The sequence below is a fragment of the Serratia sp. JUb9 genome, assembly GCF_014298095.1.
Lineage (GTDB): Bacteria > Pseudomonadota > Gammaproteobacteria > Enterobacterales > Enterobacteriaceae > Serratia_B > Serratia_B rhizosphaerae.
In genome coordinates, this window is record NZ_CP060416.1 from 4,077,271 (window position 1) to 4,090,449 (window position 13,179).

Below are 13,179 nucleotides of genomic sequence, written 5' to 3' on the forward strand. Positions count from 1 at the left end.
TCCCGCTAATTTCAGTTGCGGCAACGCATGCGCAGTCCGCCATCAATCTGAAACCTTCCGGGGTTATGTTTAACTTCGTTAGTGCCACCAGGAAATCCCCTGTAGCGTTATCATAGTCAAAATGACGTAACGCAGCGCCTTTCCGATCGCCAGAAACAGCACAACAGATCCCCATGGCATGCGCAGCCAGCCTGCCAACACGCACAACAAATCACCCACTACCGGCAACCAACTGAGCAACAGCGCAGCCGGGCCAAAGCGTTGTAACCAGCGCAGTGCCATTTCCAGCCCGCGTTGCGGCTTCAACGCCGGTAACAGGCGCCCGATAATCACATTCGTCAGTCCGCCAAGCGTATTGCCCAAAGCAGCCGCCAGCACCAGCCATTCCGGTGCAACACGGCTTTTAGTCAGCAAGGCGACCAAAAGAATTTCTGAATTTCCCGGCAGCAGCGTCGCACTGAGAAAACTGCTGCCGAATAATGAAAATAGCGTTAGCGTACTACTCACAACGTACGGACGTCTACCACCGCCATATTGGCGCTGCGTGCCGCCTGAATGCCGAAGTCGGCGTCTTCAAACACTACGCACTGTTCCGGCGCTACGCCGATCAACTCCGCACAGCGCAGGAAGGTGTCCGGCTCCGGCTTGTGACGCTGGACGTCATCGGCACCGACAATCGCGTCAAAGCACTGATACAGCCCCAGATGACGCAGCAGTCTCTCCGCCATACGGTGTTCACTGCCGGTGCCCACCGCCATTGGGCGGCGCCCGTGATAAGACTTCACCACCTCAACCAACGGCAACGGACGCACGCTATCGAGCAACATCGCTTCTACCGCACGAGTTTTCTCCGCGGCAAGCTGATGAGGATCGAGATCGGCCTGCTGAGCGGCAAGAATCGCCTCGGCGATGCGCCAGGACGGCGAACCGTTCAGCGCCACCACGGCAGACTCGTCAAATGTCATGCCATAGCGCCCCAGCACGTCACGCCACGCTTGCCGGTGTGTGGGTTCGGTATCCAGAATCGTGCCGTCCATGTCAAAGATCAGACCTTGGTAGCGATCGTACATCGTTACTCCATGATCATTGAGGAAAGAAAACTACTTTATCGCAAAGCAGAGAAATTGTCGCCGATCGCGTGATGTCGGAAAATGCCGCGTTGTGGGTAAGGGTTTCAGAACGGGAGCGGTTTGCAGAAAGCGAAAAACCCGCCGAAGCGGGTTTCTCTTAGATGGTGCATCCGGGAGGATTCGAACCTCCGACCGCTCGGTTCGTAGCCGAGTACTCTATCCAGCTGAGCTACGGATGCATTGTCTATTTTTGCTTGCCTGACAAGACAATCAGGAAAGACTTGAAGAATGGTGCATCCGGGAGGATTCGAACCTCCGACCGCTCGGTTCGTAGCCGAGTACTCTATCCAGCTGAGCTACGGATGCACAGTAATTCTTTTTGATACCGTATGGTATTTTGTTACTCACCCTACCATACTGCTCTATGGCGTGACACAGGTCTGAATTACGACGTTCAAACACATGTCTAAATATGGTGCATCCGGGAGGATTCGAACCTCCGACCGCTCGGTTCGTAGCCGAGTACTCTATCCAGCTGAGCTACGGATGCAAATGGCGGTGAGGCGGGGATTCGAACCCCGGATGCAGCTTTTGACCGCATACTCCCTTAGCAGGGGAGCGCCTTCAGCCTCTCGGCCACCTCACCAACACGCTTCTTTCGAATTGTGCCTAACTCGCTTTAGAGAAGCTCATCAGCACTGCGTGGCGCACATATTACTTTCCCCGACTTATAAGTCAAACAATTTTTCCCAACTTATTTTTGTTTGCACACTTCGCAGGCAATATGGGCAATTACACGGCAAAAAGGGTGTTTTATCAACAGACAAACGGCGATATCCGTGCAACAACCTGAATAGCGCTCAGAGAAAAAATTATCAGCGAGGGGAAGAAAAACGGCGTCGGAAAGGAGAAAAAAGGCAGAAGCGTCCCGTTAGGCAACGAGACGCTACGATTGAAATCAGTAAGTCGTCTGCTGAGACTTCTCTGCCTGGATACGTTGATAGATTTCTTCCCGGTGTACGGACACTTCTTTCGGAGCATTCACACCAATACGAACCTGGTTGCCTTTTACCCCTAGCACTGTGACCGTAACCTCATCGCCAATCATGAGGGTTTCACCAACTCGACGAGTCAGAATTAACATTCTTTGCTCCTTGAAAGATTAAAAGAGTCGGGTCTCTCAGTTTCCCCGCCATTATCCATCATATGTGGTGAAAAAGTAAGCCATAAAACCCACAGTAAATGTAAGTAGACTTGGTATCACCCCAGTTAATGATAAGTTTAGCCGACCTGAAAAACTTTGTTCCCGTTATTATAACCACATTGTTTTAGCACGCTGAAAAAACGCCATAATCAACAATGAGTTATGGCGTTCAGCGAGGCTATTTATTTATATTCACAGTTTCGAAGCCACCCAGGCTTCTACGCTGCCTAATGCCGCAGGCAAGGCGTTGACGTCGCTTCCCCCCGCTTGCGCCATATCCGGACGACCACCGCCCTTGCCACCTACCTGCTGGGCGACGCTGCCAATCAGCTCGCCGGCTTTTACCCGGTCGGTCAGATCTTTGGTCACGCCAGCAATCAGGCTGACTTTACCGTCAGCAACCGTAGCCAGAACGATGATTGCAGAACCCAGTTGATTTTTCAGATCGTCAACCATGGTTCGCAGCATTTTCGGTTCGACGTTATCCAACTGGCTAACCAGCAGTTTCACACCGTTGACCAATTGCGCTTTGCTGGACAGTGAAGCGCTTTCCGACGCCGCCTGCTGGTCTTTAAGCTGTTGCAGCTCTTTTTCCAGCACGCGAGAGCGATCGAGCACCGCACGCACTTTGTCCGTCAGGTTGTTGCTATCACCTTTCACCAGGTGGGCAACCTCCTGCAGTAAATCACTCTGCTGATGCAGTGAAGCAATTGCACCTTCGCCGGTTACCGCTTCAATACGACGAATCCCCGCAGCCGTACCAGACTCGCTCTGAATACGGAACAGGCCGATATCGCCGGTGCGGGCCGCATGCGTACCGCCGCAAAGCTCGGTAGAGAAGTCGCCCATGGTCAGTACGCGCACATGGTCGTCGTACTTCTCACCAAACAGCGCCATGGCGCCCTTCTCTTTTGCATCATCCAGCGCCATCACCTCGGTCTGCACCGGCAGATTACGACGAATCTGCTGGTTGACCAAATCTTCCACCGCACGCAGCTGTTCAGGTTTTATCGCTTCAAAATGAGAGAAGTCGAAACGCAGATACTTATCGTTAACCAGTGAGCCTTTCTGCGCTACGTGTTCGCCCAGCACCTGGCGTAACGCCGCGTGCAGCAGGTGAGTGGCAGAGTGGTTCAGGCGAATGCGGTTACGACGCGCCTGGTCAATCTCGGCGGCAACGCTGTCGCCGACCTTCAGCGAACCTTGTACCAATTTGCCCTGATGGCCGAGCGCCTGACCATATTTTTGCGTATCGCCGACGACAAATTCCGCCGCCGAAGCTTTCAACACGCCTTTATCGCCAACCTGGCCGCCAGACTCACCATAAAACGGCGTACTGTCCAGCACCACCACGGCTTCTTCACCGGCAGCGATAGCATCAACGGGCTGGCCATCACGGAACAGCGCGGTAACCTTGGCCTGCTGCTTATCATGGTCATAGCCGCAGAACTCGCTGGCACCATCAACGCGAATCATGCTGTTGTAATCCGCACCAAAACCGCTGGATTCACGAGCACGGCGGCGCTGCGCTTCCATCGCCTCGTCAAAACCGGCCTCATCAACTTTCAGACCGCGCTCGCGGCAAACGTCAGCGGTCAGGTCAACCGGGAAGCCGTAGGTGTCATACAGACGGAAAGCCGTTTCGCCATCCAACGTATCGCCCTGCAACTTGGACAGCTCATCGTCCAGCAGCGCCAGACCACGCTCCAGCGTACGGGCAAACTGCTCTTCTTCTGTTTTCAGCACCTGCTCGACCATCGCCTGCTGGCTCTTCAGCTCTTCGGCTGCCGGCCCCATCACCTCGATTAACGGTGCAACCAGTTTATAGAAGAAGGTCTCTTTCGCCCCCAGCATATTGCCGTGACGTACCGCGCGACGAATAATGCGGCGCAGTACATAGCCACGGTTTTCGTTAGACGGGATAACGCCATCGGAAACCAGGAAAGCGCAAGAACGAATATGGTCGGCGATAACGCGCAGAGATTTGTTATCCAGATCGGTCGCGCCGGTCACTTTGGCGACCGCAGCGATCAAGGTGCGGAACAGGTCGATTTCGTAGTTGGAATTAACGTGTTGCAGTACCGCGGTAATGCGCTCCAGCCCCATGCCGGTATCCACCGACGGTTTAGGCAACGGCAACATTGTGCCGTCAACCTGCCGGTTGAACTGCATGAAGACGATATTCCAGATCTCGATATAACGGTCACCATCCTCTTCCGGACTCCCCGGAGGGCCACCCCAGATATGATCGCCGTGATCGTAGAAAATTTCGGTGCACGGACCGCACGGGCCGGTGTCGCCCATCTGCCAGAAGTTATCGGAAGCAAATGGCGCCCCCTTGTTGTCGCCGATGCGAATGATGCGTTCGGCAGGAATACCGATTTCGTTCTGCCAGATATCAAACGCTTCATCATCGGTTTCGTAGACGGTCACCCACAGCTTTTCTTTCGGCAGGTTAAACCAGTTTTCACCGGTCAGCAGCTCCCAGGCATAGGCGATAGCATCACGTTTGAAGTAATCACCGAAGCTGAAATTGCCCAGCATTTCGAAGAAGGTGTGGTGACGAGCGGTGTAACCGACGTTTTCCAGGTCATTATGCTTACCACCCGCGCGAACGCAGCGCTGAGAGGTGGTCGCGCGGGTATAGGCGCGTTTGTCCAGCCCCAGGAAAACATCTTTGAATTGGTTCATACCGGCGTTGGTAAACAGCAACGTCGGATCATTGTTAGGCACCAGGGAGCTGCTTGCTACGACCTGATGACCTTTACTATGAAAGAAATCGAGAAACGCTTGACGGATCTCAGCGGTGCTCTTGCTCATATTTTTCCCGGAAAGACTAGAATAACGATACGTGAACAGGGCGCGCGTCATCCTTACGATGGCAGCCTGCTCACGAACAAAGTGGGGATAAGATAAATTTTCTTCAGAGGGAAGTAAAACCCCGTGTGCGATGATTACGCAAAATCACGGTAAATCGACTGAATTTCTTCCTGAAAAAAGCCGCGATAAAGCAGATAACGCTGCACTTTGGCTTTGTCTTTCCACTCTTTCGGCAACGGGTCGCCAAACTTACGCTGCGCAACCTCTTTGGCCTGTTCACACCAGTCGATGTCACATTCGGCCAACGCCGTCTGCACCACCTCTTTATCTACACCCTTTTGCATCAGCTCGGAACGAATACGCTGGGCACCGTAGCCTTTACGGCTGCGGCTGCCGATATAACGCGTCGCAAAACGCCGATCGTCCAACCAATTATGCTGATAGCAATAATCAATGACTTGTTCGACAACGGCTGGGTCAATGGGTTCATCGCAAGATGGGGAAGAGGCTTTGTCGGAGAATTTAGCACGGGAGAAAAACGGCTGCGCCGTCAGCTTGCGGCGCAGTTCATCTTCACTATGATCGCGTTGTGACAGTATGCGCATCGCGCGGCTTAGCAGGTCATTCTGCGTGTTTCCAGGCTTTTGGGAAACCCGTTCGTTCATAGGATTACAACCTTGGCGTGCGGCGATACGTCAGAATCAGAACGTATCGCCTCTGTCGCGATTAAAACTCTTCGCTGGTTTCGGCTTCGCCATCAAAGCCTTCATCAGCTTCAACGGTGCTGCTGTGTAGCAGCAGATCGCGCAATTTCTTGTCCAACTCGGCAGCGATCGCCGGGTTTTCCTTCAGGAAGTTACAGGCATTCGCCTTACCCTGGCCGATTTTATCACCGTTGTAGCTGTACCAGGCGCCAGCTTTTTCAATCATCTTGTGCTTCACGCCCAGGTCAATCAATTCACCACGGCTGTTGATGCCTTCGCCGTACATGATCTGGAACTCGGCCTGTTTGAACGGCGCGGCAACCTTGTTCTTCACCACTTTGACGCGGGTTTCGCTGCCAACCACTTCATCGCCCTCTTTAATCGCGCCGATACGGCGGATATCCAGACGAACAGAGGCATAGAACTTCAGCGCGTTACCGCCAGTGGTGGTTTCCGGGTTGCCGAACATCACACCAATTTTCATACGGATCTGGTTGATGAAGATCAGCAGCGTGTTGGCGTTTTTCAGGTTACCGGCCAGCTTACGCATCGCCTGGCTCATCATACGCGCCGCCAGGCCCATGTGCGAATCACCGATTTCACCTTCGATTTCCGCTTTTGGCGTCAGCGCCGCAACGGAGTCGACGATGATCACGTCAACCGCGCCGGAGCGGGTCAGCGCGTCACAGATTTCCAGCGCCTGCTCGCCGGTGTCTGGCTGAGAACACAGCAGATTATCAATATCTACGCCCAGCTTTTTCGCATACACCGGATCCAGCGCGTGTTCGGCATCGATAAAGGCGCAGGTTTTGCCTTCACGTTGCGCGGCGGCGATAACCTGCAGCGTCAGGGTGGTTTTACCAGAAGATTCCGGCCCGTAGATTTCTACGATACGGCCCATCGGCAGGCCGCCAGCGCCCAGTGCGATATCAAGTGACAGTGAGCCGGTAGAGATCGTTTCCACGTCCATGGAACGGTCTTCACCCAGACGCATGATGGAGCCTTTGCCGAATTGTTTTTCAATCTGGCCCAGTGCCGCAGCTAACGCCTTTTGCTTGTTCTCATCAATAGCCATTTTTGCTCCTTCGTTACGCAATGTCGGTTTTACCCCACACTGCCACTGAATGTATGTTGTGCAGGAAATGTCACTAATTATACTGTACAGTCATACAGTATCAAGCCTAATTTTACAAAAATTCATCGAGCACGGTTTGCAGCGCGAAAACCGTCGCCTGCAGCCGGACGGCGTCACGATCGCCGCTGAAATGCCTTTCGCACGCCAACACCCGCCCCGAACGCTCGGCAAAGCCAAACCATACGGTGCCGACCGGTTTCGCCGCGCTGCCGCCATCCGGCCCGGCGATGCCGCTGACCGACAGCGCGATATCGGCGTCCGCCGCATGCAGCGCGCCCTGCGCCATCTCACGCACTACCGCTTCGCTGACCGCGCCATGCACCTGCAGCGTCCCCTCGGATACGCCCAGCAGTTGGTGCTTCGCCCGGTTGCTGTAGGTCACGAAACCGCGGTCGAAATAGGCGGAGCTGCCGGCGATATCGGTAATCGCCTTGGCAATGCCGCCGCCGGTGCAGGACTCCGCCGCCGTGATCCAGCGTCCGCCTGCCTTTAATTTTTCGCCGACGGCCACGCTAAGTTTATGCAGGCTCTCTTCGCTCATAACGCCTCCTCAATGAATCATCGCTATATGCGTCCGATAGTAGCATTTATCAAGCGCCGGCGAGGGCGGGCTCAATGAATTGCGCAGCGACGCGCAAAACCGGCAAGGTTTGAAGCCGCAGAGCAAACTGCTAGTATCAGAGAATGCGCCCAGGTAACGGGCGGAACGCAATAGCGCACACAACAAGGATGCTGGTGGCCGGGCAATAATCAGCGCCGATGACGATAGGATGAGCGAGTGAAAAAAACGTTTGGCGTATTCTTTCCGTTATATACCACAACGCTGCTGATGCTGCTTGGCTCCGGGCTGCTGACCACTTATATCTCTTTGCGCCTGACCTCGATTCACGTCACCGGCGGCCTGATCGGTGCCATCACCGCCGCCAACTATATCGGGCTGGTGATCGGCGGCAAGGTCGGTCATTTTTTGATTGCGCGCGTCGGGCATATCCGCGCCTACGTCTCCTGTGCGGGCATTATTACCGCCGCGGTGCTGGGGCACGGTTTGACCGAATTCATCCCGATTTGGGTGGTGCTGCGGATGATTATCGGCCTGTGCATGATGTGCCAGTTTATGGTGCTGGAAAGCTGGCTTAACGATCAGGCCGAATCCAATCAGCGCGGCGTGGTTTTCGGCTTCTATATGGCCGCCACCTATCTGGGCCTGTCTCTGGGCCAGGTGGTGCTGATGCTGCAAACCGATCTGGGCATCACCACCCTGCTGATTATCGCCCTGTGCTTCGCGCTCTGCCTGGTGCCCATCGCCCTTACCACCCGCACCAATGTCCGCCATATGTCGCCGGCGCCGCTGGAGCTGCTCTACTTTATTCGCAACATCCCCAGCGTGCTGACCAATACGTTGGTTATCGGCATGGTGGTAGGCTCGTTCTACGGCCTGGCACCGGTGTATACCAGCCAGCAGAATTTAAGTACCCAACATACCGGCCTGTTTATGGCGCTGGCGATTTTCGCCGGCCTGGTGGCGCAGTTCCCCTTGAGCTGGCTGTCCGATCGTTACAACCGTACGCTGCTGATGCGCCTTAACGCTATTCTGCTGGTGTTAGCGGCGCTGCCGCTGGCGATTTTGCCGCACATCACTTTCCCGCTGCTGCTGGCTATCGGTTTTGTCGTCAGCATGCTGCAGTTTACGCTGTATCCGCTGGCGGTGGCGCTGGCCAACGACCTGGTCGAGCCGGAGCGCCGTGTGTCACTGGCGGCCTGTCTGCTGATGGCCTTCGGCGTGGGCGCCAGCATCGGGCCGCTGACGGTCGGCATGCTGATCCAGCCGCTGGGCGGCAATATTCTGTATGTATTTTTCGCCCTGTGCGGCGTGCTGATTGTCGGCTTTAGCCGCACGGTGAAAGAGGATGAATCGCAGTTTGTCGACGATGCGCCGCTGCCGCACATTCCGATGCCGGACAGCCTGGTCAGTTCGCCGCTGTCGCCGGCGTTGAACCCGACCTTCGATGAACAAACGATTCATGACACCATGCCGCCGCCGGAAGCCGCACCGGATCCGGTCGAACCGGAACCCGCCGCAGAGAATACGGAAGCGACGGATGAGGAAACGGCAGAAACGCCCGCCCAAGGAGCGGACCCAGATGAGGACACCGGGCTGAAAAAAGCCTACACCATGCTGTAGAACAAAGAAAAAGGGCCGTCACCGGCCCTTTTTGCTGTTCAGAATACGCTGCCGCCGTGCCGCTCGCGCCCGACCGCCTCACCCAACTGCCATACCGCCATCGCATAGTGCGTGCTGTGGTTATAGCGGGTGATGGTGTAAAAGTTAGGCAAACCGAACCAATACTGATAGTCGCTGCCCATATCCAGACGCAGCAGACTCACCTCCTGGTCATGGCCCAGCCCGCCCTGCGGCGTCAGCCCCGCGGCCTGCAGGGCGCCGACCGTATAGCGGGTCTTGAAGCCGTGCTCCATATATGGGGCCTGGCCGCTGGCCGGCACCGCTACCGGCGCATCGCGCTGCCAGCCGTGCGCGCGGAAATAGTTCGCCACGCTGCCGATCGCGTCCTCAGGGTCCCACAGGTTAATGTGTCCGTCGCCGTTAAAGTCGACCGCATAATCCTTAAAGGAGGACGGCATAAACTGGCCGTATCCCATTGCGCCGGCATAAGAACCGCGCAGCTCCAGCGGGTCGCGCTGCTCTTTACGCGCCATCAGCAGGAAAGTTTCCAGCTCGCCGGTAAAATACGTCGCACGGCGGGGATAATCAAAGGACAGCGTCGCCAGCGCATCGATAATGCGCGTTTTCCCCATCACCCGCCCCCAACGTGTTTCCACCCCGATGATGCCGACGATGATTTCCGGCGGTACGCCATATACCCGGTGAGCGCGCTCCAGCGCGTCGGCATACTGATTCCAGAAGGCCACGCCGTTGGGAATATTGTCCGACGTAATAAACTTATTACGATACCGCAGCCAGGCCCCATTCGGCCCGGAAGGCGGCTGGCCGGTCGGCCTTGGCGCCTGACGGTCCATCAGACGAATTACCCAGTCCAGGCGTTTGGTCTGCGCGAAAACATCGTGCAGCTGTTGGCGATCAAAGCCGTGCTCGCGCACCATTTTGTCGATAAAGCGCTGGGCCGCCGCGTTATAGGCATAATCGCCGGACAGCATCGGATTAACGTGATCGGCCTCCAGCAGGAAACCGCCTTGCACCGTGCGGCTCTGCGGCGGCTGGGTGGTATTTTCCGGCTTGCTGCTGCAGGCGGAAAGCAAAACAACCAGAGGAATGAGAGGGGCAAATTGACGCATCAGGTATCCATACAGCCAGGCTAAAAAAATTTTGGTTATGGTAAATCATAGACGGTGATGCACAAACAGGAATATCCGCGTTAAATAATCAGTGAAATACCGCCGTCTTTTCGCTACCGCCAACCAGTAATGCGAACAATTTAGCAGAAGTTAAGGAAAAAAACGCCGGCGCTTGCAGATGCGTTTGAAACTGAGGTATCACCTGTTAACATCTTCACTCTAACAGAGCAGCCGGCATTTGGCCTTTTTGCAGGACGCATCAACGTGGCTACGGTAAGCATCATGCTCATGACGCATAATCAGAACATAACGCAGTGAAAATTATGGAAAAAAAAGAATACGTCGAACACACGCCGATGATGCAGCAGTATCTGCGCTTAAAGGCGCAGCATCCTGAAATTCTGCTGTTTTATCGGATGGGTGACTTCTACGAGCTGTTTTATGACGATGCCAAGCGCGCCTCGCAGCTGCTGGATATCTCCCTGACCAAACGCGGCGCCTCGGCGGGCGAACCGATCCCGATGGCCGGCGTGCCGCACCATGCGGTAGAAAACTATTTAGCCAAGCTGGTGCAGTTGGGCGAATCCGTCGCCATCTGTGAGCAGGTTGGCGATCCCGCCGCCAGCAAAGGCCCGGTGGAACGTAAAGTAGTGCGCATCGTCACGCCCGGCACCGTCAGCGACGAAGCGCTGCTACAGGAGCGGCAGGACAACCTGCTGGCCGCCATCTGGCAGGACGCGCGCGGCTTCGGCTACGCAACGCTGGACATCAGCTCCGGCCGTTTCCGCGTCGCCGAGCCGGAAGATGTGGAAACCATGGCGGCCGAACTGCAGCGCACCAACCCGGCCGAGCTGCTGTACCCGGAAAGCTTCGAGCAAATGGCGCTGATCGAACAGCGCCATGGCCTGCGCCGTCGCCCGCTGTGGGAGTTTGAGCTGGACACCGCGCGTCAGCAGTTGAACCTGCAGTTCGGCACCCGCGATCTGACCGGCTTCGGCGTAGAACAGTCGCAGCAGGCGCTGCGCGCCGCCGGCTGTCTGCTGCAGTACGTCAAAGACACCCAGCGTACCGCGCTGCCGCACATCCGCGGCATCACCATGGAGCGCCAGCAGGACGGCATCATTATGGATGCCGCCACCCGGCGTAATCTGGAGATCACCCAAAGCCTGTCCGGCGGCAGCGAAAATACGCTGGCGGCGATCCTCGATCGCACCGTCACGCCGATGGGCAGCCGGATGCTGAAGCGCTGGCTGCATATGCCGACCCGCGACGTCAAAGTGCTGAACAACCGTCAACAGGCAATTGGCGCATTACAGGATCTGACTGCCGATCTGCAGCCTCCGCTGCGTCAGGTGGGCGATTTGGAGCGTATTCTGGCGCGTCTGGCGCTGCGGACCGCGCGCCCGCGCGATCTGGCGCGCATGCGCCACGCCTTCCAGCAACTGCCGGAGATTCGCGCGCTGCTGCAGGACGTTGAGGCGTCGCACGTGCAGCAACTGCTGGCACAGGTCGGCCAGTTCGATGAGCTGCAGGACCTGCTGGAGCGCGCCGTGGTTGAAGCGCCGCCGGTGCTGGTGCGCGACGGCGGCGTCATCGCCACCGGCTATAATGACGAGCTGGACGAGTGGCGCGCGCTGGCAGACGGCGCCAGCGACTACCTCGATCGTCTGGAAGTCCGCGAGCGTGAAAAGCTGGGCCTGGATACGCTGAAGGTCGGCTTCAACGGCGTACATGGCTACTATATTCAGGTCAGCCGCGCCCAAAGCCATCTGGTGCCGATTCATTACGTGCGCCGCCAAACGCTGAAAAACGCCGAACGTTATATCATTCCCGAACTGAAGGAGTATGAGGACAAGGTTCTCACCTCCAAAGGCAAGGCGCTGGCCATTGAAAAGGCGCTGTATGACGAACTGTTCGACCTGCTGCTGCCGCATCTGGGCGAACTGCAGCAAAGCGCCAGCGCGCTGGCTGAGCTCGACGTGCTCGGCAACCTCGCGGAGCGGGCGGAAACGCTCAACTATGCCTGCCCGACCATGAGCGATCAGCCAGGCATTCGCATTACCGAAGGCCGCCACCCGGTAGTGGAACAGGTGTTGAGCGAGCCGTTTATTGCCAACCCGGTTGCGCTGTCGCCGCAACGTCGCATGTTGATCATTACCGGCCCTAACATGGGCGGTAAAAGTACCTATATGCGGCAAACGGCGCTGATCGTGCTGATGGCGCATATCGGCAGCTACGTGCCGGCCGCCAAAGCCAGCATCGGCCCGGTCGACCGTATCTTTACCCGCGTCGGCGCGGCGGACGATCTGGCCTCCGGCCGCTCCACCTTTATGGTGGAGATGACCGAAACCGCCAATATTCTGCACAATGCCACCGAGCACAGCTTGGTGTTGATGGATGAAATCGGCCGCGGCACCTCAACCTACGACGGCCTGTCGCTGGCCTGGGCCTGTGCCGAAAACCTGGCTAACCGCATCAAGGCGATGACGCTGTTCGCCACCCACTACTTCGAGCTGACTACCCTGCCGGAGAAAATGGAAGGCGTCGTCAACGTGCACCTGGATGCGCTGGAGCACGGTGACACCATCGCCTTTATGCACAGCGTACAGGACGGTGCCGCCAGCAAGAGTTACGGGCTGGCGGTAGCCGCGCTGGCCGGCGTGCCGCGCGACGTTATCAAACGCGCACGGCAGAAATTGCGCGAGCTGGAAACACTCTCCAACCACACCGCCGTCGGTACGGTAGACGCCACCCAGATGACGCTGCTGACTGAAGAAACTTCGCCGGCGGTTGAAGCGCTGGAAACGCTGGATCCGGATTCGCTGAGCCCGCGTCAGGCGCTGGAATGGATTTATCGCCTGAAAAGCCTGGTCTAATCCGCTTTTGTAGCCATAAAAAAACGGTGAGCGCAGGCTCACCGTTTTTATTTCATTC

At 56.6% G+C, this 13,179-nt stretch carries 10 protein-coding genes and 4 tRNA genes; 2 read left to right on the forward strand and 12 right to left on the reverse strand.

The features are described 5' to 3' along the window. Positions 1 to 78: 78 nt before the first annotated feature. The 11 genes from HF675_RS19325 to pncC form a co-directional block, all read right to left on the reverse strand. Entirely contained in the window at positions 79 to 507 is a 429-nt protein-coding gene (locus HF675_RS19325) for a YqaA family protein (RefSeq protein ID WP_187043602.1), read from the reverse strand. Further along, positions 504 to 1,070 (reverse strand): fructose-1-phosphate/6-phosphogluconate phosphatase, encoded by a 567-nt coding sequence (gene yqaB, locus HF675_RS19330; protein WP_187043603.1) that lies wholly within the window; start codon positions 1,068 to 1,070, stop codon positions 504 to 506. The genes HF675_RS19325 and yqaB overlap by 4 nt, the downstream gene beginning before the upstream one ends. 162 nt (positions 1,071 to 1,232) lie before the next feature. Next, a tRNA-Arg gene (locus HF675_RS19335) sits at positions 1,233 to 1,309 on the reverse strand. Between the two features lie 50 nt (positions 1,310 to 1,359). Continuing rightward, a tRNA-Arg gene (locus tag HF675_RS19340) sits at positions 1,360 to 1,436 on the reverse strand. Positions 1,437 to 1,543: 107 nt separating this feature from the next. Then, a tRNA-Arg gene (locus HF675_RS19345) sits at positions 1,544 to 1,620 on the reverse strand. A gap of 3 nt (positions 1,621 to 1,623) precedes the next feature. Next, positions 1,624 to 1,716: transfer RNA gene (locus tag HF675_RS19350), tRNA-Ser, on the reverse strand. A 312-nt stretch (positions 1,717 to 2,028) separates the two neighbouring features. Further along, positions 2,029 to 2,214: a carbon storage regulator CsrA gene (gene csrA / locus HF675_RS19355; protein WP_004091602.1), complete on the reverse strand. Its 186-nt coding sequence runs from the start codon at positions 2,212 to 2,214 to the stop codon at positions 2,029 to 2,031. Positions 2,215 to 2,466: 252 nt separating this feature from the next. Further along, the gene (gene alaS, locus HF675_RS19360) at positions 2,467 to 5,094 is read right to left on the reverse strand and encodes an alanine--tRNA ligase (protein WP_105229843.1); all 2,628 of its coding nucleotides are present in this window, start codon (positions 5,092 to 5,094) and stop codon (positions 2,467 to 2,469) included. Between the two features lie 134 nt (positions 5,095 to 5,228). Then, the gene (recX, locus tag HF675_RS19365) at positions 5,229 to 5,759 is read right to left on the reverse strand and encodes a recombination regulator RecX (protein WP_187043604.1); all 531 of its coding nucleotides are present in this window, start codon (positions 5,757 to 5,759) and stop codon (positions 5,229 to 5,231) included. 61 nt (positions 5,760 to 5,820) lie between these two features. Continuing rightward, on the reverse strand, positions 5,821 to 6,873 hold the full coding sequence (recA, locus tag HF675_RS19370) for a recombinase RecA (RefSeq protein ID WP_111737702.1): 1,053 nt from the start codon (positions 6,871 to 6,873) through the stop codon (positions 5,821 to 5,823). Between the two features lie 112 nt (positions 6,874 to 6,985). Further along, complete coding sequence (pncC, locus tag HF675_RS19375; RefSeq protein ID WP_187043605.1) at positions 6,986 to 7,474, reverse strand: nicotinamide-nucleotide amidase; 489 nt, start codon at positions 7,472 to 7,474, stop codon at positions 6,986 to 6,988. 237 nt (positions 7,475 to 7,711) lie between these two features. Here pncC and HF675_RS19380 point away from each other — a divergent pair, with 237 nt between their 5' ends. After that, positions 7,712 to 9,115 (forward strand): MFS transporter, encoded by a 1,404-nt coding sequence (locus HF675_RS19380; protein WP_187043606.1) that lies wholly within the window; start codon positions 7,712 to 7,714, stop codon positions 9,113 to 9,115. Between the two features lie 38 nt (positions 9,116 to 9,153). Here the strand turns inward: HF675_RS19380 and mltB are convergent, their stop codons facing one another. Continuing rightward, the gene (mltB, locus tag HF675_RS19385; protein WP_187043607.1) at positions 9,154 to 10,245 is read right to left on the reverse strand and encodes a lytic murein transglycosylase B; all 1,092 of its coding nucleotides are present in this window, start codon (positions 10,243 to 10,245) and stop codon (positions 9,154 to 9,156) included. A gap of 323 nt (positions 10,246 to 10,568) precedes the next feature. Between mltB and mutS the strand changes: the two genes are divergently transcribed. Further along, the gene (mutS, locus tag HF675_RS19390; protein ID WP_111737704.1) at positions 10,569 to 13,121 is read left to right on the forward strand and encodes a DNA mismatch repair protein MutS; all 2,553 of its coding nucleotides are present in this window, start codon (positions 10,569 to 10,571) and stop codon (positions 13,119 to 13,121) included. Positions 13,122 to 13,179: the final 58 nt, after the last annotated feature.